The 25,678-nt window shown below is 58.8% G+C and carries 24 protein-coding genes and 1 pseudogene; 12 read left to right on the top strand and 13 right to left on the bottom strand.

The genetic code is table 11. The features are described 5' to 3' along the window. The 3 genes from B3Z17_RS08140 to B3Z17_RS08130 are packed head-to-tail and all read right to left on the bottom strand — an operon-like array spanning window position 1 to window position 2,234. Window positions 1-975, bottom strand: a complete 975-nt coding sequence (locus tag B3Z17_RS08140) for a quinone oxidoreductase family protein (protein WP_286829349.1) — start codon at window positions 973-975, stop codon at window positions 1-3. A 4-nt stretch (window positions 976-979) separates the two neighbouring features. Continuing rightward, on the bottom strand, window positions 980-1,687 hold the full coding sequence (locus tag B3Z17_RS08135; RefSeq protein WP_286829348.1) for a dienelactone hydrolase family protein: 708 nt from the start codon (window positions 1,685-1,687) through the stop codon (window positions 980-982). A gap of 55 nt (window positions 1,688-1,742) precedes the next feature. After that, window positions 1,743-2,234, bottom strand: a complete 492-nt coding sequence (locus B3Z17_RS08130; RefSeq protein WP_286829347.1) for a methylated-DNA--[protein]-cysteine S-methyltransferase — start codon at window positions 2,232-2,234, stop codon at window positions 1,743-1,745. Between the two features lie 93 nt (window positions 2,235-2,327). Here B3Z17_RS08130 and mnmE point away from each other — a divergent pair, with 93 nt between their 5' ends. The 5 genes from mnmE to B3Z17_RS08105 all read left to right on the top strand — a co-directional run bounded on the left by mnmE (window position 2,328) and on the right by B3Z17_RS08105 (window position 8,213). Next, window positions 2,328-3,713 (top strand): tRNA uridine-5-carboxymethylaminomethyl(34) synthesis GTPase MnmE, encoded by a 1,386-nt coding sequence (mnmE, locus tag B3Z17_RS08125; RefSeq protein WP_286829346.1) that lies wholly within the window; start codon window positions 2,328-2,330, stop codon window positions 3,711-3,713. 185 nt (window positions 3,714-3,898) lie between these two features. After that, window positions 3,899-5,770: a tRNA uridine-5-carboxymethylaminomethyl(34) synthesis enzyme MnmG gene (gene mnmG / locus B3Z17_RS08120; RefSeq protein WP_286829345.1), complete on the top strand. Its 1,872-nt coding sequence runs from the start codon at window positions 3,899-3,901 to the stop codon at window positions 5,768-5,770. 16 nt (window positions 5,771-5,786) lie between these two features. After that, window positions 5,787-6,407: a 16S rRNA (guanine(527)-N(7))-methyltransferase RsmG gene (rsmG, locus tag B3Z17_RS08115; RefSeq protein ID WP_068308720.1), complete on the top strand. Its 621-nt coding sequence runs from the start codon at window positions 5,787-5,789 to the stop codon at window positions 6,405-6,407. Window positions 6,408-6,452: 45 nt separating this feature from the next. Continuing rightward, complete coding sequence (locus B3Z17_RS08110) at window positions 6,453-7,262, top strand: ParA family protein (RefSeq protein WP_068308719.1); 810 nt, start codon at window positions 6,453-6,455, stop codon at window positions 7,260-7,262. Between the two features lie 33 nt (window positions 7,263-7,295). Then, window positions 7,296-8,213 carry a ParB/RepB/Spo0J family partition protein gene (locus tag B3Z17_RS08105; protein WP_068308717.1) on the top strand — a complete coding sequence of 306 codons (918 nt, stop codon included), beginning with the start codon at window positions 7,296-7,298 and terminating at the stop codon, window positions 8,211-8,213. Window positions 8,214-8,312: 99 nt separating this feature from the next. On the opposite strand, the gene gshB is transcribed toward B3Z17_RS08105, so the two are convergent. From gshB to rsmI, 3 genes are all read right to left on the bottom strand, one after another. Then, entirely contained in the window at window positions 8,313-9,266 is a 954-nt protein-coding gene (gene gshB / locus B3Z17_RS08100) for a glutathione synthase (RefSeq protein ID WP_286829344.1), read from the bottom strand. A gap of 65 nt (window positions 9,267-9,331) precedes the next feature. Continuing rightward, window positions 9,332-9,694, bottom strand: coding sequence for a YraN family protein (locus B3Z17_RS08095; RefSeq protein WP_286829343.1), 363 nt, complete (start codon window positions 9,692-9,694; stop codon window positions 9,332-9,334). Window positions 9,695-9,696: 2 nt separating this feature from the next. Continuing rightward, window positions 9,697-10,566, bottom strand: a complete 870-nt coding sequence (gene rsmI, locus B3Z17_RS08090) for a 16S rRNA (cytidine(1402)-2'-O)-methyltransferase (protein ID WP_286829342.1) — start codon at window positions 10,564-10,566, stop codon at window positions 9,697-9,699. Window positions 10,567-10,736: 170 nt separating this feature from the next. On the opposite strand from rsmI, the gene B3Z17_RS08085 reads away from it, so the two are divergent. Further along, the gene (locus B3Z17_RS08085; protein WP_286829341.1) at window positions 10,737-12,104 is read left to right on the top strand and encodes a penicillin-binding protein activator; all 1,368 of its coding nucleotides are present in this window, start codon (window positions 10,737-10,739) and stop codon (window positions 12,102-12,104) included. Here B3Z17_RS08085 and hemW read toward each other — a convergent pair. From hemW to rph, 3 genes and pseudogenes are all read right to left on the bottom strand, one after another. Further along, window positions 12,079-13,281: a radical SAM family heme chaperone HemW gene (gene hemW / locus B3Z17_RS08080; protein WP_286829340.1), complete on the bottom strand. Its 1,203-nt coding sequence runs from the start codon at window positions 13,279-13,281 to the stop codon at window positions 12,079-12,081. The genes B3Z17_RS08085 and hemW overlap by 26 nt on opposite strands. After that, a pseudogene (gene rdgB / locus B3Z17_RS08075) lies at window positions 13,259-13,786 on the bottom strand (RdgB/HAM1 family non-canonical purine NTP pyrophosphatase); the annotation flags it as partial. The pseudogene rdgB and the gene hemW, both read right to left, overlap by 23 nt. 77 nt (window positions 13,787-13,863) lie before the next feature. Next, a complete protein-coding gene (gene rph / locus B3Z17_RS08070) occupies window positions 13,864-14,577 on the bottom strand; it encodes a ribonuclease PH (protein ID WP_068308702.1) in 714 nt (237 codons plus the stop codon). Between the two features lie 173 nt (window positions 14,578-14,750). On the opposite strand from rph, the gene hrcA reads away from it, so the two are divergent. After that, the gene (gene hrcA / locus B3Z17_RS08065; RefSeq protein WP_068308701.1) at window positions 14,751-15,785 is read left to right on the top strand and encodes a heat-inducible transcriptional repressor HrcA; all 1,035 of its coding nucleotides are present in this window, start codon (window positions 14,751-14,753) and stop codon (window positions 15,783-15,785) included. 46 nt (window positions 15,786-15,831) lie between these two features. Beyond that, entirely contained in the window at window positions 15,832-16,434 is a 603-nt protein-coding gene (gene grpE, locus B3Z17_RS08060; protein ID WP_286829338.1) for a nucleotide exchange factor GrpE, read from the top strand. Between the two features lie 58 nt (window positions 16,435-16,492). Here grpE and B3Z17_RS08055 read toward each other — a convergent pair whose 3' ends face one another. Beyond that, window positions 16,493-17,116, bottom strand: a complete 624-nt coding sequence (locus tag B3Z17_RS08055; protein WP_286829337.1) for a hypothetical protein — start codon at window positions 17,114-17,116, stop codon at window positions 16,493-16,495. 218 nt (window positions 17,117-17,334) lie between these two features. Then, window positions 17,335-18,918 (bottom strand): lysine--tRNA ligase, encoded by a 1,584-nt coding sequence (locus B3Z17_RS08050; RefSeq protein WP_286829336.1) that lies wholly within the window; start codon window positions 18,916-18,918, stop codon window positions 17,335-17,337. A 125-nt stretch (window positions 18,919-19,043) separates the two neighbouring features. On the opposite strand from B3Z17_RS08050, the gene B3Z17_RS08045 reads away from it, so the two are divergent. From B3Z17_RS08045 to B3Z17_RS08030, 4 genes are all read left to right on the top strand, one after another. Beyond that, window positions 19,044-21,821 (top strand): ATP-dependent DNA helicase, encoded by a 2,778-nt coding sequence (locus tag B3Z17_RS08045; RefSeq protein ID WP_286829335.1) that lies wholly within the window; start codon window positions 19,044-19,046, stop codon window positions 21,819-21,821. 80 nt (window positions 21,822-21,901) lie between these two features. After that, window positions 21,902-22,846 carry a DUF6492 family protein gene (locus tag B3Z17_RS08040; RefSeq protein WP_286829334.1) on the top strand — a complete coding sequence of 315 codons (945 nt, stop codon included), beginning with the start codon at window positions 21,902-21,904 and terminating at the stop codon, window positions 22,844-22,846. Window positions 22,847-22,965: 119 nt separating this feature from the next. Continuing rightward, complete coding sequence (locus tag B3Z17_RS08035; protein WP_286829333.1) at window positions 22,966-23,919, top strand: DUF6492 family protein; 954 nt, start codon at window positions 22,966-22,968, stop codon at window positions 23,917-23,919. A gap of 68 nt (window positions 23,920-23,987) precedes the next feature. Beyond that, entirely contained in the window at window positions 23,988-24,401 is a 414-nt protein-coding gene (locus tag B3Z17_RS08030; protein ID WP_068308693.1) for a tellurite resistance TerB family protein, read from the top strand. Between the two features lie 58 nt (window positions 24,402-24,459). Here B3Z17_RS08030 and B3Z17_RS08025 read toward each other — a convergent pair whose 3' ends face one another. Both B3Z17_RS08025 and B3Z17_RS08020 read right to left on the bottom strand, forming a co-directional pair. Next, complete coding sequence (locus tag B3Z17_RS08025; RefSeq protein WP_286829332.1) at window positions 24,460-25,083, bottom strand: YceI family protein; 624 nt, start codon at window positions 25,081-25,083, stop codon at window positions 24,460-24,462. After that, on the bottom strand, window positions 25,080-25,664 hold the full coding sequence (locus B3Z17_RS08020) for a YceI family protein (RefSeq protein ID WP_286829331.1): 585 nt from the start codon (window positions 25,662-25,664) through the stop codon (window positions 25,080-25,082). The genes B3Z17_RS08025 and B3Z17_RS08020 overlap by 4 nt, the downstream gene beginning before the upstream one ends. Window positions 25,665-25,678: the final 14 nt, after the last annotated feature.

Genomic DNA, 25,678 nt, shown 5'->3' with positions numbered 1-25,678 from the left:
TCAGGGAATGAGGATTGTCTGGCCGCTGGTCTTGCGGGCCTCGAGCGCCTCATGGGCCTTGGCGGCATCCTTCAGGGCAAAGCGCTGATTGATCTGTGATTTCAGCTTGCCGCTTGCGATCATCTCGAACACACGGCTGGTGGAATGCACCATGTCGGCCCGCGTGGCGGCATAATCCATCAGCGTCGGGCGCGTCAGGAACAGCGAGCCCTTTTGTGCCAGCAGCGCGGGCGGCACCGGGTCCACCGGGCCGGTGGCGTTACCGAAGGTGACCATCACACCGCGGCGCTTCAGGCAATCCAGCGAGCCCATGAAGGTGGCCTTGCCGACGCTGTCGTAAACCACGGGCACGCCTTCACCGTTCGTGATCTCGCGCACGCGGGCGACGAAGTCCTCATCCCGGTAGAGGACCGTGTGGGTGCAGCCGTTGGCGCGCGCAAGTTCAGCTTTCTCTTCGCTGCCTACAGTACCGATCACGGTTGCGCCCAGGGCCTTCAGCCACTGGCAGGCAATCAGGCCAAGGCCACCGGCGGCGGCATGCAGCAGAACCGTTTCACCGGCCTTTACCGGATACAGCCGTTCGGTCAGAAACTCGACCGTGCAGCCCTTCAGCATCAGGGCGGCAGCGTCCTCGTCTGATACGCTGTCCGGGATTTTGACGATCTTGTCGGCAGGGATATTGCGCGCCTCCGCGTAGGCACCGATGGGGCCGATGGGATAGCCAACCCGGTCCCCCACAGCCAGGCCACCAACGCCGTCCCCCACAGCTTCAACAACGCCCACGGCTTCCAGCCCCGGCGTGGCCGGCAGCGGCAGCGGGTAAAGCCCGGTGCGGTGATAGGTGTCTATGAAGTTCAGCCCGATGGCCGTGTGGCGGATCCTAACCTCGCCCACACCTGGGGCGCTCAGCTCAACATCCTGCCACTTCAGCACATCCGTGCCGCCAAAGGCCTCCATCCGGATCGCTTTAACCACAGGCCTAATCCTTCAGGTTGGTTTTGAAAAAGTCCCGCGTACGGCCGTTCGCCAGGTTGGCGGCGGCGGTGTTCCAGTTCACGCCGTCGGGGCGGGCGAAGGCATGGTCCACGCCGGGATAGCTGTGGATGGTGATATTCGCGTTATCTTTCAGACCCGCCTTGATGCGCTTTTGGGCGTCCTTGTCGACAAAGCCGTCCTCTTCAGCGATATGCATCAGAAGCGGCGTGGTGATCTGGTCTTGCTGGTCCAGCTTTGTATCGATACCGACACCATAATAGGACACGCTGGCATCCACGTCAGTCTCCACCGATGTCTTGAAGGCCAGCAGGCCGCCCAGGCAATAGCCCACAGCGCCCACCTTGCCGGTGCCGCCTTCAATCGAGCGCGCCACAGCCACAGTGGCTTTGATGTCTTCCATGCCTTTCGGGTGATCGAAATTCTGGAAATAGCCGAAGGCTTCTTTCCATTCTTCTTCGGTCTTGTCGGTGATATCCACGCCGGGCTTCATACGCCAGAACAGGTCCGGGCAGATGGCGATATAGCCTTCACGCGCCAGGTCGTCACAGATCTGGCGCATGCCTTCATTGACGCCGAAGATTTCCTGCAGTGCAACGATCACGGGGCCAGTCGCAGATTTGGCTGGGCGGGCGACATAGGCCTTGAAGCTGCCGCTTCCGTCAGTCGCCTGGATGTCGATATAGTCTGCCATCGTCTGTCCCCTCATGGTTCGTTCCTATCTGTCTGATCCAATTGGTCCTAGAGACCTAATCAAGCGCTCCAGCTTCTTCAAGGGCTTTGCCTTCTTCAACCGTTAATGCGCCTTCAAGCACCAGCAGGGCACGTTTGGTATAAAGCCCACCGTCACCCGAATAGCCCCCGAGCTTGCCGGCCGATGCAACGATCCGGTGGCACGGGATCAGGATTGGGATCGGGTTCCGGCCGCACGCCGTCCCAACAGCCTGCGCGGCTGAACCGATCTCGCTGGCCAGGTCGCCATAGGTACGGGTTTCACCATACGGGATTTCCCGCATGGCTTTCCACACCTGTTCCTGATGTTTCGTTCCCATGGGGCACAAAGGCAGGTCAAAGCGTGTCAACTCGCCGTCAAAATAAGTGTCCAGCTGCCGCTTCGCTTCAACAAGCAGAGGCGTCGGTTCTTGGAACGGACTCCAGCCCCAATCGAGCGAGACGATGGCCCCGTCGAATTCTGTGATGGTGATATCGATCACCGGTGTGTGCATTGAGAGTTGCGACATGGATTGCCTCTCTATATTGATTAACTCATTGCTATTGTGTGCAAGGCTGTCGCGCAAGCGATAAAGACTGACCTGATACGAAAGACCGATCCTGTGGGCCAAAATTCCGAGAATAATCCGGAGACGATCTTCGCGCTCTCTTCCGGCGCCGGCACGGCGGGTGTCGCTGTTGTGCGGCTGTCGGGCGCGCATGCTTTTGCAGCACTCGAAGCCTTGTCCGGAAAGCCGGTCCCGGAAGCCCGCTATGCGGCGCTCCGGCTGCTGACAGACGGCAGCGGCGCGCGGCTCGACCAGGCATTGGTGATCGCCTTCAAAGGCCCTGCCAGTTTCACGGGCGAGGATGTGGTGGAGCTGCATCTGCACGGTGGTCGTGCGGTGGTCGCCGGTGTTCTGGAAGCGCTCGACAAAATTCAGGGCCTTCGTCCTGCTGAGCCGGGTGAGTTTTCCCGACGGGCGTTTGATAACCAGAAGCTGGACCTCACCGAAGCTGAGGGCCTCAACGATCTGATTCATGCCCAGACCGCCGCCCAGCGGGAGCAGGCACTTCGGCAAATGGACGGCGCACTGCGGGATTTATACGAGGACTGGCGCGGTCGCCTGGTGGCGCACCTCGCTCACCTTGAGGCCGATATCGATTTCCCGGACGAAGACCTGCCGGAGGGCGTCGCAGGTGCTGTTAGACCAAACATATTGTCACTTAAGCAGGAAATAACACAACATCTTGTGGATGGGCGGCGCGGCGAGGCCCTGCGTGAGGGATTTCGTATTGTCATCATGGGTGAACCCAATGCGGGCAAGTCTACCCTGTTGAATTCACTGGCAAAATCCGATGTGGCCATTGTCTCCGACGAAGAAGGCACAACGCGGGACGCGATTGAGATTCAGCTTGATCTGGCCGGCTATCCCGTCCGGTTGATCGACACCGCTGGTGTGCGAGAGGGCCAGGGCGCAATTGAGCAGGAAGGCATCCGCCGGGCGCTTGCCCGCGCCGAAAAAGCGGATCTTCGCCTCGTCCTGGTGCGGGCAGATGACTGGCCCAAGGTGCCTGAGAGCATGCAGAAATGGCTGGACGAAAAGGCGCTGCTGGTGATTACCCAGACAGATCGTCGTGCGGCGGCGGAGGGTGAGACGATGTTTCACGTGAAACATGACGAGCTGCCCGTGGGGATCATCGGTGCAGCCAGCGTATCAGCAAAAGCGGATCATGGTTTGGATGAACTGTTCGACACTCTTACGGACCATGTGCGCGACGCGATGGCGCCCCGGGAAGTGCCGTCTCTTACGCGCGTGCGTCACCGCAGGGCGCTCGAGGAAGCTGTTGATCACCTGGATCGGTTTGACCAGAACGCCGGAATGGATGCTGTCCTCGCCGCCGAGGATGTGCGGATGGCCGCGCGGTCGTTGGGTAAAATTACAGGCCGAGTCGGCGTTGAGGATATCCTTGATGTGATCTTCTCGGATTTCTGCATCGGAAAGTAGGGTGGGTTGGTATCCATGTTTCACGTGAAACATGGGAACAGTGGATCCGCAATCCGCCACTTAACTTTGACTTAAAAATCATTCGCTAGTATAGAACGCACCAAGTGGGGCCCGCATAGATTTGCAGGGGCCTCTTTTTGTTGGTGTCTTTATATATAGGGCACCCGGCAATATGGATTGATTGAATGGCTGATTTTGATGTCATTGTTATTGGGGGCGGGCACGCCGGCTGTGAAGCCGCGGCGGCTTCCGCACGGATGGGCGCGAGCACGCTGCTGATTACCCACAAGGTTGAAACCATCGGCGAGATGTCCTGTAACCCCGCGATTGGTGGTTTGGGCAAGGGCCATTTGGTGCGCGAGATTGATGCGCTTGACGGCATCATGGGGCTGGTGGCTGACCGTTCCGGCATTCAGTTCCGTCTGCTTAATCGCCGCAAGGGGCCAGCGGTTCAGGGGCCACGCTGCCAAAGCGACCGCAAGCTTTACCGTAACGCGATGCAGGACATCCTGTCCGGCTATCCGAACCTGACCATTGAGGCGGGCGCGGTTGAGGATATGATGATTGACCGTACGGGCGACAAGCCAAAGGTTACGGGCATTGTCACAGGTGATGGCAAGACGATCACGGCGAATGCAGTGATCCTGACAACAGGCACCTTCCTGCGCGGGCTTATTCATATTGGCGAGAAGAAAATCCCAGCCGGGCGGGTGGATGAAGCACCAGCCCTTGGCTTGTCGGACACGCTGATGTCATTGGGGTTTGAACTCGGCCGGCTGAAGACCGGCACACCCGCACGCCTTGACGGCAAGACCATCGACTGGTCTGTGTGCGAAGAGCAGCCGGGCGACAATCCGCCGGTGGCCTTCTCGTTCCTGACGGACGAAATCAAGGTGCCGCAGATCAGCTGCTATATGACGCGAACCACTGAGCGCACGCACGAGATCATCCGCGAAAACCTCCATCGGGCGCCGATGTATTCCGGTCAGATTGACAGCAAAGGCCCGCGTTATTGCCCGTCGATTGAGGACAAAGTTGTGCGCTTCGCCGACAAATCCAGCCACCAGATCTTTCTGGAGCCGGAAGGGTTGGATGACGACACAGTCTATCCGAACGGCATTTCCACAAGCCTGCCGGAAGACGTGCAGGACGCGATGATCCGTTCGATCCCGGGGCTTGAAAATGTCCGCATCATCAAACCGGGGTATGCGATCGAGTATGACTTTGTCGACCCGCGCGAGCTTAAGGTCACGCTTGAGACCCGCCGCGCAGACGGCCTGTATCTGGCTGGCCAGATCAACGGCACCACGGGCTATGAGGAAGCAGCAGCACAGGGCCTGATGGCCGGGGCGAACGCGGCGATCAAGTCCCGCGGGTCCGATGAGCGCTTCGTGCTCGACCGGGCCGACGGCTATATCGGCGTGATGCTGGATGACTTGGTCACCCAGGGCACGCGTGAGCCCTACCGCATGTTCACAAGCCGGGCGGAATACCGCCTGCTGTTGCGTGCGGATAATGCCGATCAGCGTTTGACCGAAAAAGGCACCGCCATTGGATTGGTGGGCGAGGCACGTGCACAGGCCTTTGCTGATAAAAAGGCTGCCCTGACAGTCGGGCGCGAGATTCTCAAGTCTGTTTCGCTGACGCCGAATGAGGCCGAAAAGCATGGCCTCAATATCAACAAGGATGGTGTGCGCCGGGACGGGGAAACCCTGCTTGCGTTCAGCACCATCGACTTTGATATGCTCAAGGCTATCTGGCCGGACGTGTTGGGGCAGATCGACCCTGCCATTGCTGAACAGCTGTCGATTGATGCCATGTACCGCGGTTATCTTGAGCGCCAACAACAGGATGTCGAAGCCTTCCGCAAGGACGAAGCGCTCGATATTCCGGAAGACCTGGATTTCGCCATGATCAACGGGTTGTCAAACGAGATGCGTGAAAAGTTCAGGGAAGCACGGCCAGCCACACTTGGCGCAGCCGCACGGATTGCGGGTGTGACACCGGCGGCGCTGACGCTCCTTCTCGGCCACATCAAGAAACGCCGCGCGGCATAAATCACTGGAATCGCTTATGTATGGTGCTGATGATCTGGCGCGTGATCTGGATGTTTCACGTGAAACACTGGACAAGCTGAAGGTCTATGCTGGTCTGCTGGCCAAATGGCAAAAGGCCAAGAACCTGGTTGCCAACTCCACGCTTGACGATATGTGGCGGCGTCATTTCCTCGATAGCGCGCAGCTCGCACCGCTTCTGAAGGAACGTTTCGGCGACCGCGAGGTCACGCTGTTGGATATCGGGTCCGGCGCGGGCTTCCCTGGGTTGGTGCTTTCAGCGATGGGGGTGGCAACCGCCCATATGGTCGAATCGAATGGCCGGAAATGCACTTTCATGAATCAGGTTTCACGTGAAACAGGGGCAAATGCCACGATTCATGCGCAGCGGATCGAGGAGATGGATATTTTTCCGGTCGATATTGTCACCAGCCGGGCCTGCGCGCGCATCAGTCAACTGCTTGATTGGGCAGCGCCTTTCCTGAATGAGGACACAGAGATGTGGCTTTTGAAGGGTGAGATCGCGGATGAGGAATTGACCGAAGCCAAAGCTTGTTGGAAGATGAACGTTGATCGTTTCAAAAGCCTGTCTGACCCAACCGGTGTCATCTTGAGGCTATCATCGATAAAACGGTTGTAAATGTTTGAATCTTAAGGCTTTTGCCTGATCCGGGGAGGGGTTTGCATGAGTTCTGCTTCGCAGACGGGAAAGAAGGCGAAAATTATCGCTGTCGCCAACCAGAAAGGCGGCGTCGGCAAGACCACCACAGCCATCAATCTGGCCACGGCCATGGCAGCGGTGAAGAAAAAGGTCCTGATCCTGGATCTGGACCCGCAAGGCAATGCTTCCACCGGTTTCGGTATTGACCGCCACGCGCGCGAGATCACATCCTATGATGTGGTGCTGGGCGCTGCGCCCTTTGGCGACGCAATTATCGACAGCGGTGTGCCTGGCCTGTCTATCATCCCAAGCACCATTGACCTGTCTGGCGCGGACCTTGAGCTGGCAGAACTGCCACACCGCAATTTCCGCCTGCGGTACGCCATGGAAAAAGCGCAGGCGCGCGCAGAATATGACTATATCCTGATTGATTGCCCACCGTCCTTGTCGCTCCTGACGATCAATGCGCTGGTGGCAGCCGACAGTGTCCTTGTCCCGCTGCAGTGCGAGTTTTTTGCGCTTGAAGGTCTCAGCCTTCTTCTCAAAACCATCGAGCAGGTGCGCGGCAGCCTGAACCCCAAGCTCACCATCAACGGGGTGGTGCTGACCATGTTCGACAAGCGGAACAACTTGTCGGAACAGGTAGCGGGTGATGTGCGCGATTTCCTGGGCGACAAGGTGTACCAGACTGTGATTCCGCGCAATGTGCGGGTGTCGGAAGCGCCCAGCCACGGCAAGCCGGCGCTTCTTTATGATCACCGCTGTGTGGGCAGCCAGGCCTATATCAAGCTGGCGCGCGAGCTGTTGGGTCGTGACCGGAAAATGGCGGCATAAACTAATAAAAACAATAGGTTAGAAGTTTTTCTTATGACAAAGACTGCACGTAAAGGATTGGGGAAGGGGCTTTCGGCACTGCTTGGTGACGACCGCCCGATATTTGATGAGCAAGGCGATGTGGTTGCAGCAACCACCACAGGCCGGCCCCAGGCAGGGCGCCGCTGGTTGCCGATCGAGTTCCTGGAGCGGAACGTAAATCAGCCCCGGGTTCACTTCAATGAAGACGCGCTGGCTGAACTGACGGCCTCTATCAAGGCAAAGGGCCTGCTGCAGCCGATCCTGGTGCGCGAGCTTGAGCCTGAGAAATACCAGATCGTGGCGGGGGAGCGCCGCTGGCGCGCGGCCCAGAAGGCAGGCGTCCATGAAGTGCCGGTGGTGGTGAAGGAACTCAACGACACGGAAGTGCTTGAGATCGCAATCATCGAGAATATCCAGCGCCAGGACCTGTCAGCGATTGAAGAGGCCATGGCCTACAAGCGGCTGATGGAAGAATTCAAGCATACCCAGGAAGCGGTCGCCGAAGTGGTGGGCAAAAGCCGAAGCCATGTGACCAACCTGCTGCGCCTTCTTAGCCTGCCTGAAAAAGTGCAGACGATGGTGGGCGAAGGTAAAATTTCCATGGGCCATGCTCGTGCGCTTATTGGCGCGGATGACCCGCTCATGCTGGCGAAACGCATTGTGGCTGAGGGCCTGAGCGTGCGCCAGACCGAGGCGCTTGCGAATGAAGCCAAAGGCAAGCAGAAGCGCAGTCCGCGTCCAGGTGGCACAGGTTCGTCGGGTGCCAAGAAAGACGCTGACACCATCGCACTTGAGAAGGACCTCACGGCGGCTGTGGGCATGAAAGTGGCCATCGACCATGAAGGCGAGGGCGGCAAGGTCACCATTTCATATGAAACATTGGAAGACCTTGATGAGCTTTGCAGCAAACTGGGTGTTTGCGGGTTTTAATCTCGGATGAAAGTCCTTCGCTAACGCTCAGTGTACTTTCATCCGCAATAGATCAGAAACCGACCTTGAGGACTGCTCTTGGTCGGTTTTTCTTTATTATCAGTGGTTTAGGCGCTTTTCAATAGCGTCCCAAATGTCTGCCTCAAGCTTCACACCGTCAAAGCGGTTCACGGCCTGCAGGCCCGTGGGCGAGGTGACATTGATTTCCGTCAGCCAGTCGCCGATCACATCGATGCCCACGAAAATCAGGCCTTTTTCCCGCAGTGCCGGGCCGATGCGGTCGCAGATTTCCTGCTCGCGCGGCGTCAGGTCGGATTTCTCGGCGCGGCCACCCACCACCATGTTGGAGCGGATCTCACCTTCCGCCGGCACGCGGTTGATTGCGCCCACGGGCTCGCCGTCTACCAGGATGATGCGTTTGTCGCCTCGAACGACTTCTGGGAGAAACTTCTGAACCATCACGGGTTCGCGGCTGCCGATCAGGAACAGCTCCATCAGGCTCGATAGGTTCGGGTCATCAGGTTTCACGTGGAACACGCCCGCGCCACCGTTGCCGTACAAGGGCTTGACGATGATGTCGCCGTGGCGCTTGCGGAAGGCTTTCACGTCCGCCTCTGACCGAGTGATCATGGTAGGCGGCATCAGGTCCGGGAATTCGGTGACAAATAGCTTCTCGGGCGCGTTCCGTACTTCCGCGGGGTTGTTGACCACCAGCGTGTCGGGGTGCACCAGATCCAGCAGGTGGGTCGCGGTGATATAAGCCATGTCAAATGGCGGATCCTGGCGCATCAGCACCACATCCATGTCCTTGAGGTCAATCAGCTCAACGTCGCCCAGGCTATAGTGATTGCCGCGTTCGCGCCGCAGCAGCATTGGCCGGGCGTGCGCCTGAACCTTGCCTTCATCGAAAAACAGGTCTTCCGGCTGATAGTGCCACAGGCTGTAGCCGCGGTCCTGGGCTTCAAGCGCCATGACAAAGCTGCTGTCGCCGTCAAAATTGATATCTTCGATGGGGTCCATTTGAACCGCTACTTTAAGAGCGCGCGCTGCCATTAACGTTTCCTCTAGAAAATTCTCATTACTTAAAGTGTTACTTGAAGCCAAAAAGCGTCTCGGGACTAGCCCTCCGGTCGCCAGGCATCCTTGATATGGGACGGTAAGCCGCCGGGTACAATGGCTATCACATCGAAGCGAACGGACGCGTTCATTTCTTTGTGACGCGCCAGCCAATCCAACGCTGCCTTTTCAATCCTACTGCGCTGGCGAAAGGTCACGGATTCCCTGGCGTCCCGGTCTGTTTTGCGGCTTTTCACCTCAACAAAGGCGATAAGCTTTCCTTTTCTGGCCACCAAATCAATTTCACCATACCGCGAGCGGTAGCGTTCTTCCAGAATGCTATAGCCCTTCAGGCGCAGGAACCAGGCGGCGAACGCCTCGGCCTTGCGGCCCCGTGCCTCTGCCTGTTGCCGCGCCCCGGTCATCGCTACTTCCCTGAAAGCTCGAGGGCCCGGGCGTAGATGGCTTTCTTCTTCTCGCCCGTAATCTCAGAGACAAAAGCCGCGGCGGATTTGACACTCATATGCTTCAATGCGGCCGCGAGGAGATGTTCGGTGTCCATATCGGACCCGCTACCGGCTTCTTCCACATGGGCAGGCGGGCCGATCACCACCACGCATTCGCCCTTGGGCGCGCCGTCTTCTGCGTATGCGGCCGCCAGTTCCGCGAGCGTCCCGCGCTTCACTTCTTCGAACTTTTTGGTCAGCTCCCGGCACACAGCCACGAACCGGTCGCCACCGAGGGTTTCCGCAGCGTCCGCCAGGCAGTCTGGCAGGCGGCGGGTGCTTTCGTAAAACACCAGGCTGGCATGGGTTTTGGCCTCTAGCGCAAACCAGCTCTGGCGCGCGCCGGATTTGTTGGGCGGGAATCCCATGAACAGGAAGCGGTCTGTCGGCAGGCCCGCGAGGCTGAGCGCCGTGATGGCGGCGCAAGGGCCCGGGATGGATGTGACATAAAGCCCGGCATCCTGCGCTTCGGCGACCAGCTTGAAGCCGGGGTCGGAAATCAAGGGCGTGCCAGCGTCGGAGACCAGCGCAATGCGTTCACCCGCTTCAATCCGCGCCAACAGCTTTGGCCGTTCGCGGGCACCGTTATGCTCGTGATAGGAGCTCAGGGGCTTTTTGATCAGTTTGGCAGTCAGGAGCTTTCCGGTCACCCGCGTGTCTTCGCAGGCAATATGATCAACGCCCGCCAGCACCTCGAGCGCGCGCTGGCTGATGTCCGACAGGTTGCCGATCGGTGTCGCGACAATATAAAGCCCTGCCGGCAGCTTTTTCTGTGACCCGATTTCAGCCATTTTTATGATCCATTATGTGTTGTGAGGGCATCACCGCCCGCACCTTTGCTGGCGCGGCGCGGATATCCCCCTAAGCCACTGATTTACAGGCGCCCTGTTTATCAGTAGGGTCAGCGCAAACATGGGTCTGTGCTGGCACGGTTGAGCCCCAGATAACACCAAGGTTGGTCATGGTTGCAAGTAAGTTTCTGAAAGACTTGAAGGCAGTTGCTGCACTGACGCTGTGCGGCCTGCTTGCGGCTTGTGGCGGCGCGGGCCAGGCACCTGTTATACGCGCGCCAGCCCCACAGGATACTGCGCAACAGTCAGACCAGGCAGAGGCGGGCGACCAACAACCGGTGTCGGGCATCACTGAAGCCGATGAAAGCCCTGTGCGCATCGCCATCCTGTTGCCGCTTACTGGCACCGAAGCCGAAACCGGCCAGTCCTTGCTGAATGCGGCGACAATGGCGCTTTTCGATGCTTATGACCCTCGCCTCACGCTGCTGCCTTTTGATACCAAAGCTGACGGCATGACCACCGACTCTGCGGCCCGCCAGGCGCTTGAAGCGAGTGTGGATATCGTGCTGGGCCCGCTTCTGGCAGGCAACGTGCAGATTGCAGGGCAGGTTTTCGGCCCCGCCGGCATTCCGGTGATCGGTTTTTCAAACGACAGCCGCGTGGCGGAACCCGGCCGCTATATCTTGGGCTTCCTGCCAGAAGAAGAAGTGCAGCGGGTGGTGGATTATGCGGTCAGCCAGGGCCACAGCCGCTTCAGCGCGCTGATTCCCGAAGGGCGCTATGGCGCACGGGTCCGCGCCGCCTTTGGGGATGCGGTGAGCTATGACGGCGCCGCCGTTGTTGCGCTCGAGAGCTACCCGCCGGACCCGGACAATGTGTTTGAACCCGTCAAGGCGTTGGCGAATTATGACCTGCGACAGAAAAACCTGCGCGATGAAATCAGCGCCCTCAGGGCGCTTCGGGATGATGTGACGGACGAGATCGCGGACCGCCTGGCCAGAGCCGAAGAGCTTGAGCCCGTCGGATTTGACGCGGTGCTTGTGCCAGAAGGCGGGGCACTGTTGCGCACGCTTGGGCCGCTACTGCCTTTTTATGAGGTTGATCTGGGAGAGGTACAGCTGTTGGGTACCGGGCTATGGAACGACCCCAGCCTGATGGATGAACCGCCGCTGCATGGCGGCTGGTTCGCGGCCCCCGAACCAGCGCGCCCGGAAGCTTTCATGACCCGCTATGAAGAGCTGTTCGGCAGCCGCCCGCCGCGTATTGCCTCCATTGCCTATGATGCCATGAGCCTTGTGGCGGCGCTTTCGCGCGACACGCTCGAGGAAGGCGAGGAACGTTTCTCGGCCGCGCGCCTCACAAGCCCCACAGGTTTTGTGGGTATTGATGGCCTGTTCCGGCTGAACAGGGACGGCCTGAACGAACGGGCGCTGGCGATCCTTGAAGTATCCCGGCGTGAATTCAAGGTGCTGGATCCGGCCCCGACCGCTTTCCCAAGCTTCGGCTATCAGCTCAGGCAATCAGTTTCCCGAGAATAAAGTTCAGGAGCGGCCGTCCATTGGGGCTGAGCCGAAGGGTTTCGCCGTCATAGAGCAAGTGGCCTGAGGCTACCAGGTCTGCTGCCGCGCCGAAATCTACAATGCTTTTCGCGCCAACACCAAGCCGGTCCTCCAAGCCCTTGAGATTGATACCGTCCTTGAGCCTGAGCCCCATCATTATGGTTTCAATAAACCTGTCTTCTGCGCTGACCGGCTCTGTGGTGTCCGTGCCGAACCCGAAGGCCTCAACGCTTTCAAGCCAGTTTTCCGGCCGTTTGATCTGGGCGTGTGCCGTGGCGGTGCCGGGGAAGGTGGCAGGCACGCGCCCGTGCGCTCCAGGCCCGATGCCGACATAATAATCCCCGCGCCAATAGCTGAGGTTATGCTGGCTTTCCTGGCCCAGTGCTGCGTGGTTTGACGTTTCATAAGCCGGAAGCCCTGCCGCTTCAGTGATGTCCTGTGTCAGGTCATAAAGTGCAGCGGCCTCGTCTTCATCCGGCAGGGTGAATTTACCGCGCTTGAACTGGTGATAAAAGGCGGTGCCTTCCTCGATGGTCAGCTGGTAAAGCGACAGGTGCATGGGCGAAAAGGCCAGTGCTTCGGTTAACTCTGTGCGCCAGTCTTCAAGTGATTGTTGAGGCCGGGCATAGATGAGGTCAAAGCTGACGCGGTCAAAGTTGGCTCGCGCAACTTCAAGGGCTTTGAGGGCTTCGCTGGCGTTATGGAGCCGGCCCAGGAACTTGAGTGCATCATCGCGCAAAGACTGGATGCCCACGGAAAGTCTGTTCACACCGGCTTCCCGGTAGGCCCGGAACCGGGCGGCTTCGACGCTTGACGGGTTAGCCTCCAGCGTGATTTCAATCTTGCTGTCGCCCCAATGATGGCGCACCCGTTCAATGACGGCGGCAACTGTGTCCGGTTCCATCAGGCTGGGGGTGCCGCCACCGAAAAAGATCGAACTGGCGGAAAGGCCGGGGAAACGCTCAGCAAAACTGTCAATTTCGCGCACCAGCGCTTCGCGCCAACGGTCGTGGCTGACTTCGTCGCGCACATGGCTGTTGAAATCACAGTAAGGGCATTTCTTCAGGCAAAAGGGCCAGTGCACATAAATGGCGGCTGGCCCCTTATAGGCTGAAGCCTCAATCACAGGCGGTTTATGCGGGCTTAAAACAGGCATCAATCAACTGCTTGAACGCCTCGGCCCGGTGGCTCATGGCGTGTTTTTCTGCCGGTTCCATCTCAGCAAACGTCACATCGAAGCCGGTGGGTACGAACACGGGGTCATAGCCGAAGCCTTTTTCCCCGCGCATCGGCCATGTGAGGCTGCCGAAGACCTTGCCTTCAAAGCTTTCCATATGGCCGTCGGGCCATGCCAGGGTCAGGGCGCAGGTAAAGTTGGCGCCGCGGTCCTCCACGTTCCCCAGCTTTTCATTCACGGCGGCCATGGCGACGCTGAAGTCTTTTGTTGGCCCGGCCCAGCGGGCGCTATAGATGCCCGGTTCGCCGCCCAGTGCGTGCACTTCAAGGCCGCTGTCGTCCGCCAGCGCCGGCAGGCCAGCGGCTTTTGCCGCCGCCAAGGCCTTGATTTCCGCATTGGCAATGAAGGTCAGCCCGTCTTCAACCGGTTCCGGTAAGTCCAGGTCACCGGCGGAGATGGTTTCCACACCAAAGGGCTCAAGGAGTTCGCCAATCTCGCGCACCTTGCCCTTATTGTGGCTGGCAATCACCAGTTTGTTGCCGTCAAAATGCCGCGCCATGGTTAGCCCAGCACCTTCTTCTGCGCCGCCGTGATCTGGTCACAGCCGATGCGCGCCAGGCGGAGCATGCGCAGGAACTCTTCCTCGCTGAAAGGCTCTTCTTCTGCGGTGCTCTGGATTTCCACAATGCCGCCCTTGCCGGTCAGCACGAAGTTGGCGTCTGTTTCTGCAGCGCTGTCCTCGTCATAGTCCAAGTCCAGCACAGGCGTCCCTTTATAGATGCCGCAGCTGATGGCAGACACGCTGTCGGTGAACGGCATTTCCGTGATCATCTCTTGCTTCAGCATCCATTCAAACGCCTGATAGAGTGCCACATAAGCGCCAGAGATGGAGGCGGTGCGGGTGCCGCCGTCGGCCTGGATCACGTCACAGTCCACGCGTACCTGGCGTTCACCGACCTTGCGCAGGTCCACAACGGCACGCAATGCCCGGCCAATCAGGCGCTGGATTTCCTGCGTGCGGCCACTTTGCTTGCCCTTGGCGGCTTCGCGCGGCATGCGGCCGTGGGTGGAGCGTGGCAGCATGCCATATTCCGCCGTTACCCAGCCCTTGCCGGTGTTCCTCAGCCACGGTGGGCAGCTGTCCTCAACCGTGGCCGTTACCAGCACATGGGTGTCGCCGAATTTCACCAGACAGCTGCCTTCAGCATGCTTGGCAAAGCCGGGGGTCATTTCGAGGGTGCGAAGCTCGTCGCCTGCGCGTCCACTGGGTCGCATGGAAATTCCTTTGTTTTTGGCAGTTCTTCTGTTGCTTCTTCTACCTACTCACCCCATTTAGGTCAAAGGTGAAAGCGCTTCTCCGCCGCCATTTCGCCGATTATTCGATTGATGCGTGTCTTTGGCTTTTTTATTGTGCCAAGGATGGAAGGCAGGGACAGAGGGCAAAAAGCATGTCGCTTGCAGTGTTTAACGAACGATCGAAATCGATCTTCCGCCAGATTGTGGAAACATATCTGGACTCGGGAGACCCCGTTGGCTCGCGCACCATCAGTCGCGCCGACGGCATCGACGTGTCGCCAGCCACCGTCCGGAACGTGATGGCGGACCTTGAAGACGCAGGCCTCCTCATTTCTCCGCACACGTCGGCAGGCCGTATCCCCACGGACCTTGGCTTGCGGTTTTTTGTCGACGGCCTGATGGAAGTGGGCAACCTGACGCGCGAAGAGCGCGCCTCGATCAAGGGGCAATGCTCGGCCACTGGCCGCGCGCTCGAAGATGTATTGTCTGACGCCACCAAGGCGCTTTCGGGTCTGTCGCGCTGCGCGTCTGTGGTGATGGTTCCCAAGCAGGACCTGACGGTCAAACATATTGAATTTGTGCCCATAGCAATTGACCGCGCCCTTGTGGTGATGGTGGCCGAAGACGGCAGTGTCGAGAACCGCATCATCACCATCCCGCCCGGCTTGCCGCCGTCAGCCCTCATTCAGGCAGGGAATTACCTGAGCACGCGCCTTGTGGGTCGCACGTTCGAGCAGGTGCGCGGCGGCGTAGAATCCGAGCTCCAGTCCCGCCAGGCGGAACTGGATGAACTGACAACCAAGGTGGTTGAAGAAGGCCTCGCGGTGTGGGGCGGGGGCGACGACAAGGCCTCGCTCCTGATCTCCGGGCAGGCTAATCTTCTTGAGAATGTGCAGGCGGCTGAGGATCTGGAGCGGATCAGGCAGCTGTTTAACGAGCTTGAACGCAAAAAAGACTTGATCAAGCTGATGGAACTCGCCAAAGACGGGCGAGGCGTGCGCCTGTTCATTGGAGCCGAGAATAATTTATTTTCCCTTTCGGGTTCATCTCTCGTCGTCTCTCCCTATATGAACGGGGCGAACAATATTGTAGGTGTGATCGGGGTGATCGGCCCAACGCGGCTGAATTACTCCCGGATCGTACCGATGGTGGATTACACCGCGCGGGTGATTGGCCGGATGCTGTAGGCATCTGCCCCCGCCTGAACCGAATGAAGAGTAAAGAGAGCAGTCCATGAGCGAACAAGAGACCAACAAGCCGGAAGAGCAGATGGAAGAGGCCGCCGCGGCCGCTGAAGCTGCTGCAGAAGCCGCTGAGGCCCAGGCCGCAGAGGGTGCGGACGCGGAAGAAGACCCGCTGGCCCAGCTGAAGTCTGAAAACGCGGAACTGAAAGACCGACTTGTGCGCGCGCTTGCGGAAACGGAAAACGTCCGTCGCCGCGCCGAGAAGGACAAGGCCGACGCGAGCGCCTACGGTGTGACAGCCTTCGCCCGCGATATCCTCAATGTGTCCGATAACCTGAAGCGTGCGCTTGAAAGTGCGCCTGCCGAAATCCCTGAGGCTCTGAAGGCTTTCGTGGACGGCGTGGACATGACAGAACGCGAGCTTCTGAACATCCTGGAGCGTCACGGCATCCGCAAAGTGGAGCCGGAAGTGGGCGAAAAGTTCGACCATCAGTTCCACCAGGCCATGTTCGAAGTGCCGACCAACGAGCACGCGCCCGGCAGTGTGATGCAGGTCGTGGCCGCGGGCTATGTGATCAAGGACCGCCTGCTGAGGCCTGCCATGGTTGGCGTGGCCAAAGGCGAAGTCCAGAAGGTGGACCAGGAAGTCTAAGACTTCCCGAACCTAGAATTGAAAAGCCCCGCCAAGTGAGCGGGGCTTTCTTTTTGGACTACCAGATGTCCTGATAAACCCACACATTGTCAAAGACCTTGCGGCAAAAGCTTTCAGGGACACCCTTTCTTGGGCATGTGTCGGATTTAATGACGGCATAACCCCAGTGTTTGGTCAGGGCGCCGCCATAAACAATATCCACTGTGTCGGCATCAACGCTCACATACGGCTGGTGCCTACTTAGGGAAAGCTCTTTTGGGAAGGCCTTCTGGAGTTCGGTTGTCAGTTCATCGCTTAGGGACAAGCCCTCCTCACGCTCTTTGAGTGCCCGTGCAAACTCGGCCATTTCGAGAAGTTGGGGTGGATCAAGCTTTTCGGTGACGGCATCATGCAACCCATCAACAAATCTTGGGATAGGAAGATAATAACTGCCGAAAAACAGTATTGGCAGCACCAGTAGCGGCACCAAGGTCCCTACCTTCTTGGTTTTCCTGACAACGGCGATCAGCGCCAGAACCGTAAATAGCAAATAGACCGCCACGGACGTCGCAAGAAGCGGCACGCCTACCATGGGGTAACGCCAGGACTTGGTAAATTCTAGCCCGTCGAAGTACGAACCGACGTGAAGCCAATAAATACAAGCAACGGCAATGGTTCCAGCAACCAGCGCAATCTTGTTCAAAGTATTCCCCCAATTATGCTCAGTGTTAGCCCAACAACCTTTTCTCAGTAAACATCAAAGCCCAAATTCATCGTTTAGCCCAAATGAAAAAAGCCCCGCCTGTTGAGCGGGGCTTTCTTTTTTGTTTCGAGCCGTCATACCGGCGAAAGCCGGTATCTCCGTCAACTGAAGCCCAATTGTGCGAAGAGGCCCCGGCCTGCGCCGGGGCGACAGTATTTTCAGCCGACAAGCTGGCCTTTGATGGCTTTATCGATCAGCGCGAGGGTTTCCTTGATGCCGTAGAGCGCGATGAAGCCACCCATGCGCGGACCCTGGCTTTGGCCCAGAAGCACTTCGTAACAAGCCTTGAACCAGTCGCGCAGGTTTTCAAACTGGGCGTCCTTGCCGGCGCTATAGACCTCGGTCATGATCACCTCGGCGTCATGCTCGTTCTCGTCCAGCGCTTCAAGGCGCAGCTTGAGGCTTTCAAATGCGGCCTTTTCCTGCGGCTCCGCCAGGCGGTAGGTCTTGGTTGGCTTGACGAAATCGTCATAGTAGCGGATCGCATAGCCCATCAGGCGGTCAAGTTCCGGATGATTTTCAGCCGTCGCGCCTTCCGCATAGCGGCTGACAAAGCCCCACAGGGTTTCCTTGTCATGCGCGTTCGCGGCAGAAACGAGGTTCAGCAGAAGCGCGAAGCTGACCGGCAGGTCATAGCTCGGCACATCGCCGCCATGGATGTGCCATGTCGGGTTCTTGTAGCGCGCGGCTTCGTCTTCGCCCTCGAACTTGGTTGCGAACGTATAATATTCGTCAACCGCCTTCGGGATTACGTCAAAATACAGCCGTTTGGCTTTCTTTGGCGCCTGGAACATGTAAAGGGACAGGCTTTCCGGGCTCGCATACGCCAGCCATTCTTCAATCGTCAGGCCGTTGCCTTTGGATTTGGAGATTTTCTTGCCGTCCTGATCGAGGAACAGTTCATAGTTGAAGCCCTCAGGCGGCTGGCCACCGAGGATGCGGCGAATGATCGACGACAGCTTCACACTCTCGATCAGGTCGGAGCCCGCCATCTCATAGTCCACATCCAGCGCGTCCCAGCGCATGGCCCAGTCCACTTTCCACTGGCATTTCACCTTGCCGCCGGTCACGACCGTCTCGAACCGCTTGCCGGCTTCATTTTCGAAAGAAATGATACCCGCCTCGGGGTCCTCGACGCGCACAGGTACCTGCAGCACCACGCCGGTGTCCGGGCAGATCGGCAGGAACGGGCTGTAGGTCTGGCGGCGTTCTTCACCGAGCGTTGGCAGCACCACATTGATGACCTTGTCATACAGGCGGCAGATTTTCATGAGTGTCTCGTCGAACATGCCAGACTTGTAGCAGTCGGTCGCCGAATAGAACTCATAGGTGAAGCCGAACTGGTCGAGGAACGCCTGTAGGCGCGCGTTATTGTGCGCGCCGAAGCTTGGATGCGTGCCGAACGGGTCCGGCACCTGCGTCAGTGGCTTGCCAAGCGCTGTGGTCAGCAGGTCCTGGTTCGGCACATTCGACGGCACTTTACGGAGGCCGTCCATATCGTCCGAAAAACAGATCAGCTTTGTCGGGATATCGGAGATTTCCTGGAAGGCACGCATCACCATGGTTGTGCGCGACACTTCACCGAAGGTACCGATGTGCGGCAGGCCCGATGGCCCGTATCCCGTTTCAAAGAGCACATAGCCCTTCTCGGGTTTGCCCGATTTGTACCGTTTGACCAGCTTCTCCGCTTCCTGGAAGGGCCAGGCTTTGGACGCAAGGGCGAGGTCAATGTTACCGGTCATAATCGTTACCTTCTCTGGTCGTTGAAATCAGCGGCGGAAGCTAGGCTCTCCGCGGCGTTCCGTCAAGATATAGCTTATTTACGCACACGCAACTTATTCACTGTTTTTTGGACATTTCCCTCGCTATGCTCCGGCCCATGGAAGACCTTGTTGTTAGTGCGGAGATGAAAGGCGCAGACCTTTCCACCCTGCCTGTGGCAGTGGTGGGGGCCCGAAGTGCGCAGTTTCTCTCGGCTGACGGAGAGTTTGAGCGCCTGTCCCTTGACGATGCGGCCGAGCGCATTTCCCGCACCCCGCATCTGATGGTCAACCGGGTGATGGCGGCCCGCCGCCTTGGCCTGCCACCGATCCGCGCGTTTGATGCCCTCGAATTATACGCCTTTGTGCGCCCCGCCCGCTACTGCCTGCCCACCATCCAGGGGCTGATGGAAGCCCTGCACCTTAGCCTGGATATCGACTCGGATGAGGACAAATGCCTGGCGGTGAAGGCGATTGCCGAGCGTCTCCTGCTGGATATGGAAGCCCAGACCTACGCCTACCGGGCCGGGGGCGCGAAGGTCGCCATGATGATGGCGCGCGCCGGCTGGACCTGGGGCCCCTATGCGCTCAAAGCCATCGAGGCCTACCCGGACCATAGCCGTGACGATGGCCTTTTGGTGTGGACTGCACTGACGGAATGGGAAGACGGCGCCCCGCCGCCGCCGCCGGGTGACGAGCCGGTGGAGCCGGACGAGAGCCAGGCGCGGCTTGCGGAATTGCTCGGTGACGGCTCTGAAACGCGGGAAGGCCAGCAGCGCTACGCCGCCGCCGCGACCCATGCTTTCCGCCCGCGCGAGTTCAAGGACGGCCCGAACCTGCAGCTTCTGGAGGCCGGGACCGGCACCGGCAAGACGCTGGGTTATATCGCGCCCGCCAGCATGTGGGCGCAAAAGAATGACGGAGCCGTGTGGCTTTCCACCTACACCAAGAACCTGCAGCGCCAGCTGGATCAGGAACTGTCGAAACTGTATCCGGACCCCAAGATCAAGGCCAAGCGCGCCGTTATCCGCAAGGGCCGCGAAAATTATGCCTGCCTCCTCAATATCGAGGAAACCATGCGCGCGGTGATGATGCGCGCCGGTGTGGACGCAAACAAAGGTATGGATCGGGACAAGATCCTGATGGGGCTTGTGGTGCGCTGGGCGCGCTATAGCCGCGACGGCGACATGATCGGCGGCGATTTCCCCAGCTGGCTGGGCGCCCACTTCGGCGCGGGCCGCATCGCGGGGCTGACCGACCGGCGCGGCGAATGCCTCTATTCCGCCTGCGCCCATTTCCGCAAATGTTTCGTTGAGAAGACCGCCCGCAAGGCCAAACACGCTGACCTTGTGGTTGCGAACCATGCGCTGGTGGTCACCCAGGCCGCCACGCGCGGCGACGACCCGGACCTGCCGCGCCGCCTGGTGTTTGACGAAGGCCACCATGTGTTCGAAGCCGCTGACAGCGCGTTCTCAGCCCACCTGACAGGCATGGAAGGGGCGGAGCTTCGGCGCTGGCTGCGCGGTAAGGAGTCGGGCGGCACGACTAGGGCGCGGGGGCTCAAGTCCCGCCTTGAAGAGCTGATCAGCGACGATATGGAAGCCAGGAAACTGATGGAAGAGGTGCTGGATGCCGCCAGCCTGCTGCCGTCAGACAATTGGCTGGGTCGCGTGACCGGCGCCGCCGCCATGACCCGGTTCGAGACTTTCCTGATGCTGGCGCGCGCGCAAGTGTTGGCGCGGTCTGACGCGAACGAGGGGCCGTATGGGCTAGAGGCCACGACATCAGACCCAATTGAAGGCCTTGTGGATGCGGCCCACGCGCTGGGGGAATCCCTGATGCAGCTGGCGAAACCCATGGCGGCGCTGGCAGTCTTGCTGGTTCGCAGGCTGGATGAGGACGCCGAGGTGCTCGACAGCACGTCGCGCGGCAGGCTTGAGGCCGGCGCCCGGTCGCTCAAACTTCGGGCTGACACGGTGACCATGTGGGCCCAGATGGCTACCGGTTTCGGTGCGCCTGTGCCCGAACAGTTCGTTGAATGGCTGATGCTGGACCGCGCGTTCGGGCGCGAGCGTGATATGGGCCTGTGCCGCCACTTCATCGACCCCACAAAACCTTTCGCCGATGTGGTGCTCGAGAACGCCCACGGCGTGGTGATCACTTCCGCGACACTCCGCGACAAGGCGCTCAGTGACGATGCCTGGCGTACGGCGGATATGCGTACGGGCGCCCAGCACCTGACCATCGCGCCCAAGCGGCTTGGTGTGCCGTCGCCCTTTGACTACCCGGCTCAGACCAAAGTGCTGATTGTCGGCGATGTGAACAAGCATGACCCTGGGCAGGTGGCCTCGGCTTACCGGTCGCTGTTCATGGCGTCAGGCGGTGGGGCGTTGGGGCTGTTTACCGCCATCAGCCGCCTGCGGTCCACATATGAGCAGATCGTTGGCCCGCTTGAGAGCATGGACATCCCGCTTTATGCCCAGCATGTGGACCCGGTGGATACTGCAACGCTCGTCGATATCTTCCGCGACGAGATGGACAGCTGCCTCCTCGGTACCGATGCGGTCCGGGACGGGGTAGATGTGCCGGGTGAAAGCCTCAGGCTGATCGTGTTCGACCGGGTGCCGTGGCCCCGGCCCACGCTTCTTCACCGCGCCCGCCGTGCGGCCTTTGGCGGCCGCGGTTATGACGAAATGCTGACGCGCCTGAAGCTGGCGCAGGCTTACGGCCGGCTGGTCCGCCGCGCGGGTGACCGCGGCGTGTTCGTGATGCTGGACGGCCAGACGCCGACCCGCCTTCTGGAGGCCCTGCCCGAAGGCGTGGAAATCGAACGCCTCGGTCTTGCCGACGCCGTGAAATCAATCTGTGAATTTTTCCCAAAATAACGGAGAATAGACTAACCTTTCAGTTGTGTTCTCTTCACACATACGCTAAACCCTGAGACAACATGTTTGGGGGCATGGCTATGAAGACGACACGACTTGATATCGTGACGGTGGTACACTCCGCCGATCTCAGATTACTGGCACTGCAGGCGCGATCTCTCGCGCGATATGCCGACCCGGCGATGGTTGGCACTATTCATATCATAGTGAATGATCAATGTTTCCGCGCGGTTCGGCGTCGTTTTTTGCGCGAGGTCTTGCCCGAGTATGGCGGGCTGTCGGCAAAGGTCAGGCTGTGGCATTCGGGTGATCTTTGGCCAGAAGTTTCACGCAAGTCCGGTTGGGGGTCGCAGCAGGCGCTCAAACTGATGGCGGCCAATGTTGTTGAAACGGAAGATTTCCTGATACTGGATGCTAAAAACCACTTCATTCGCCCTACCACCGTTGCCGATTTTATTGCCGAAGATGGCAGGCTCAGAACCCAGATGTACCGCATTCATTCAAAATTCACGGGACATTTCAAGCGTGCCTGTGCCTATTTTGGCTATGGGAGCGAGCCTGACCTGACGACGGGGTTGCCCACCTCAACGCCATTCCTGATGAAGCGCTCAATTGTACGGGCAATGATGGCGGAAATCGAGGCACGAGAGGCTGTTTCATTCCAGAGTTTTTTCATGAAAGACAGGCTGTTCACGGAATTCTACCTCTATTACGGTTATATTTTGGCCCGCTATCGTGGCCACCAACAATTCTATGAAAAGCGATATACGCCGACCGCAACCCTTTTTGGAGGGCATGCAAAAGACGCTCGGCAAGGCGCTGAAATCCTGGCCCAACTCGACCGACCGGACGTCTATTGCATGGGCGTCCACCGGAAGGTCCTCAAACAGGCCGACCCGCAAGTGATCAACCTTGTCACGGATACCTGGGCTCGTTTTGGCCTTGTGACGGATACGAAAGAGCAGACTTATTTCACAACCGTCCAGAACGGGCTGCCAAAGTGGCGGCGGTATCTGCCCTTTTGACCAGCCGTTGATCTGCCTGTTGCAATGGTTCCTGGTATGCAACACCTAAACTTTTGCCTGATTGCATGCTTGCAACCAATGCTTTAGCACTAAAAATCGATATTGATGGGGGTCAATGTATGGAACGGAAACCACTGGATGTGGTGACAGTTGTCTTTGGCGACGAACTCAGGCTGCTGAAATTGCAGGCCCGATCCATGGCCCGCTATCTCGATCCCGCCCTGGTGGGCACCATTTTTGTCATCGTGAATGATCCCCATCAGGCGTGGGTTTCCCGCTTTATCCATCATCATACCCTGCCCGAATACGGCCCCCTGGGCCCTCAGGTCAAAATTGTGAAGCGGGACGAGCTTTGGCGTGGAGGCCGTCACGGCGTAGGATGGCAATCGCAGCAGGTGTGTAAGCTGCTGGTGGCCCGCTTGTCTCAAGCAGATGCCTATATGATCCTGGATGCCAAAAACCATTTCATCCGCAAGGTGTCAGGGCAGGCTATTCGGTCTGCCGATTTACGCTGGCGCTCTCATCTCAACCTGATGGCGCCAAAATTCCGACGGCAGTTCTCCACGGCCTGCCAGCTTTTCGGTGTAGAAGCGGACCATGATAATCCCTGCATGCCGACAACGACCCCCTTCATTGCGGACCGACAGCTGGTCGTGGACATGCTTGCCGCTGTGGAAGCCCGATCAGGCAAGCCGTTCGAACGTTTCTTCATGGAGGCCAAAGGCCGCTTCACGGAATTCAGCCTCTATAGTGCCTATCATTTGAGTGTTCGGGGCGACTTTGACATCACCTATGAGCGCAGAAATTGCCCGACGGCGACCTTGTTCCGCGGCGCCCGCGCCAGACCGGACAGGGCCGGGGAAGTACTGGGTAGACTGCAGGCGGACGCAGATGTCTATTGCATGGGCGTTCACCGTGCGGTGCTGCAGGAAAAAGACGTAGACATCATCCCCGAAGTCCTGAAGGTGTGGCAGCAATTTGGATTGGTCGAAGGCATTGATGAAGCAGCTTATTTCATGGACAGGGAAACCATCCCGGTGACCGAACGAATGCGCCGGTTTTTACCGATCTGATCGGCATTTCACTTGTATCTCCCTATCGGGCTCGGGTAGGCTCGACCCGCGATAAGAGGAGTTTAAGTATGTCGACAATCAGTCCAGAAACCGCGCTGGTCTATATCATGGTGACCGTGTCCGCGTCGGACGAGGAAATGACCGATAGCGAACTGAACCGGATGACCGGGATCATTGGCTATCTTCCGGCCTTCCGGAATTATAATATCGAGCGCCTGCGCACGGATACCAACAGCTGTATCGAGCTGCTGCAAAGCGAGGAAGGGTTGGACGCCGTTCTGGGCCTGATCGATGAAGCAGTGCCGGATAGCCATATGGACCTGGTATATGGCCTGGCCTGCGAAGTGGCGGCGTCGGACGGTTCCCTGAGCCAGGAAGAGCTGCGCCTGCTTGAAATGATCCGCCACTATTTCAACATCGAACGGCTGACGGCTGCAGCGATTGAACGTGGTGTGGCTGCGCGACAGAAAACCTTCTCCTAAGGCGCGGTCGACAGTCCACAGAAGAAGGGTGCCCAATCAGGTGCCCTTTTTTTATTGCCTATTTGCGGGTAAATTCGGCCTCGATGATCAGCGACACCTCGTCGCCCACAAACGGAAGCCAGCGGCTGAGGCCGAAGTCTGAGCGCCTGATCATGCCGGTGGCGTTGAAGCCGATAGTCTTCATCCCCGTAAGCGGATGGGTGCCACTGCCGCCGAAGGTAACCGCCAGTGTCACCGGTTTGGTGACATCCTTGATGGTCAGAAGGCCCTCAACGGTGCCTGTCTTCTCGCCTGTCTGGGTGACTTTGGTGCTGATGAAGCTGGCGGCCGGGTAAGCCGCGCTGTCGAACATGGCCTTGCCGCGCAGGTCTTCATCCAGTGCGCTGGAGCCTGTATTCACCGACGCTGTCAGGATGCGGATGGCCACCTCGCTGTCGGTCGGCGTGTCACCGTCATAGGAAAACCTGCCTTCAAGCGTATCGAACCGGCCATAAAAGGTGGAAAAGCCCATGTGATCCAGGCCAAAAATCACTGTGGCATGCTCACCGTCCAGCAGATAATCGCCGGGCTTGGCGTTGAAGGCATCTTCATTGACAGGGTAAAGCACTTTTGCCGCCGCCGCGCAGGCCGCCAGCAACAGGAAGGGCATCAGCTTCAGGGTGGGTCGCAGGGCTTTTGTCATGGCGCGTCTCCCGCAGGCACCTTCTCGGCGGTCAGCATCAGCTGTACCTCGACGGCTTTCGATATCCACTTGCCGCTTTCAAAATCGCCACTGCCCACATTAAAGTTGGTCCGAACGATTTTCGCCACACCTGTTACGTGGGCCATGTCGTCTGTTATCTCCAGGGTAAACTGAAGCGTCAGTGGCTGGCTGATACCCTTGAGGGTCAGTGTGCCCTGTGTCTCAAAGCGGCCATCTCCTACCGGTGTGAAGCCAGATGCTTCATAGACGGCTTTAGGAAAAGCTTCTGAGTTAAACCAGGTGGGGGTCATGAGCGCCGCGTCGCGGTCATCCGCGCCTGTCCGGGCGCTGGTTAGGTCGATTTCTGCGTGAATGTGGGCCGCTTCTGGGCTTGCGGGATCGAAGGTGACGGCGGCATCAAACTGCTTGAAGTGCCCAGTGAAAGGGCTGCCAGCCTGCGTGGCGGTGAAGCTGAGGCTACTTTCGGGGGCGATGATCTGCCAATTGTCGGCCTTGGCTGATGGTGTCAGCGTGATCAGGCTTATAGTCAGGCCCATTATCAGTGCGATCAGTCGTATCATTGGTATCAAGCCCC

It is taken from the genome of Kordiimonas sp. UBA4487 (genome assembly GCF_002389025.1).
Taxonomy (GTDB): Bacteria; Pseudomonadota; Alphaproteobacteria; order Sphingomonadales; family Kordiimonadaceae; genus Kordiimonas; species Kordiimonas lacus.
The sequence above is the reverse complement of the archived record's forward strand: the minus strand, read 5'-3'. Positions and strand labels throughout refer to the sequence as shown.

Excerpts from the sequence above, each read along its gene's own strand:
- B3Z17_RS08135 (WP_286829348.1), bottom strand. The coding sequence starts at position 1,687 with ATGGCAGACTATATCGACATCCAGGCGACTGACGGAAGCGGCAGCTTC.
- B3Z17_RS08130 (WP_286829347.1), bottom strand. The coding sequence starts at position 2,234 with ATGTCGCAACTCTCAATGCACACACCGGTGATCGATATCACCATCACA.
- mnmG (WP_286829345.1), top strand. The coding sequence starts at position 3,899 with ATGGCTGATTTTGATGTCATTGTTATTGGGGGCGGGCACGCCGGCTGT.
- rsmG (WP_068308720.1), top strand. The coding sequence starts at position 5,787 with ATGTATGGTGCTGATGATCTGGCGCGTGATCTGGATGTTTCACGTGAA.
- B3Z17_RS08110 (WP_068308719.1), top strand. The coding sequence starts at position 6,453 with ATGAGTTCTGCTTCGCAGACGGGAAAGAAGGCGAAAATTATCGCTGTC.
- B3Z17_RS08105 (WP_068308717.1), top strand. The coding sequence starts at position 7,296 with ATGACAAAGACTGCACGTAAAGGATTGGGGAAGGGGCTTTCGGCACTG.
- gshB (WP_286829344.1), bottom strand. The coding sequence starts at position 9,266 with ATGGCAGCGCGCGCTCTTAAAGTAGCGGTTCAAATGGACCCCATCGAA.
- B3Z17_RS08095 (WP_286829343.1), bottom strand. The coding sequence starts at position 9,694 with ATGACCGGGGCGCGGCAACAGGCAGAGGCACGGGGCCGCAAGGCCGAG.
- rsmI (WP_286829342.1), bottom strand. The coding sequence starts at position 10,566 with ATGGCTGAAATCGGGTCACAGAAAAAGCTGCCGGCAGGGCTTTATATT.
- B3Z17_RS08085 (WP_286829341.1), top strand. The coding sequence starts at position 10,737 with ATGGTTGCAAGTAAGTTTCTGAAAGACTTGAAGGCAGTTGCTGCACTG.
- hemW (WP_286829340.1), bottom strand. The coding sequence starts at position 13,281 with ATGCCTGTTTTAAGCCCGCATAAACCGCCTGTGATTGAGGCTTCAGCC.
- rph (WP_068308702.1), bottom strand. The coding sequence starts at position 14,577 with ATGCGACCCAGTGGACGCGCAGGCGACGAGCTTCGCACCCTCGAAATG.
- hrcA (WP_068308701.1), top strand. The coding sequence starts at position 14,751 with ATGTCGCTTGCAGTGTTTAACGAACGATCGAAATCGATCTTCCGCCAG.
- grpE (WP_286829338.1), top strand. The coding sequence starts at position 15,832 with ATGAGCGAACAAGAGACCAACAAGCCGGAAGAGCAGATGGAAGAGGCC.
- B3Z17_RS08050 (WP_286829336.1), bottom strand. The coding sequence starts at position 18,918 with ATGACCGGTAACATTGACCTCGCCCTTGCGTCCAAAGCCTGGCCCTTC.
- B3Z17_RS08045 (WP_286829335.1), top strand. The coding sequence starts at position 19,044 with ATGCTCCGGCCCATGGAAGACCTTGTTGTTAGTGCGGAGATGAAAGGC.
- B3Z17_RS08040 (WP_286829334.1), top strand. The coding sequence starts at position 21,902 with ATGAAGACGACACGACTTGATATCGTGACGGTGGTACACTCCGCCGAT.
- B3Z17_RS08035 (WP_286829333.1), top strand. The coding sequence starts at position 22,966 with ATGGAACGGAAACCACTGGATGTGGTGACAGTTGTCTTTGGCGACGAA.
- B3Z17_RS08030 (WP_068308693.1), top strand. The coding sequence starts at position 23,988 with ATGTCGACAATCAGTCCAGAAACCGCGCTGGTCTATATCATGGTGACC.
- B3Z17_RS08025 (WP_286829332.1), bottom strand. The coding sequence starts at position 25,083 with ATGACAAAAGCCCTGCGACCCACCCTGAAGCTGATGCCCTTCCTGTTG.
- B3Z17_RS08020 (WP_286829331.1), bottom strand. The coding sequence starts at position 25,664 with ATGATACGACTGATCGCACTGATAATGGGCCTGACTATAAGCCTGATC.